The sequence below is a fragment of the Mesobacillus maritimus genome, from assembly GCF_023715205.1.
In the GTDB taxonomy this organism is placed as follows: domain Bacteria; phylum Bacillota; class Bacilli; order Bacillales; family Cytobacillaceae; genus Mesobacillus_B; species Mesobacillus_B maritimus_C.
Map to the genome: position 1 here is coordinate 1 of NZ_JAMBNR010000158.1, position 203 is coordinate 203.

At 50.7% G+C, this 203-nt stretch carries 1 rRNA gene; it reads left to right on the forward strand.

Annotated elements, in window-relative coordinates:
• A 23S ribosomal RNA gene (locus M3182_RS26030) occupies window positions 1-203 on the forward strand; the annotation flags it as partial.

A 203-nucleotide genomic window follows, 5' to 3' on the forward strand; every position in this document is an offset into this window, starting at 1 on the left:
AGCTGTGATAGCGAGGGAAATTTAGTACCGAAGTTCCTGATTCCACACTGCCAAGAAAAGCCTCTAGCGAGATAAATGGTGCCCGTACCGCAAACCGACACAGGTAGGCGAGGAGAGAATCCTAAGGTGAGCGAGAGAACTCTCGTTAAGGAACTCGGCAAAATGACCCCGTAACTTCGGGAGAAGGGGTGCTTTTTAGGGTG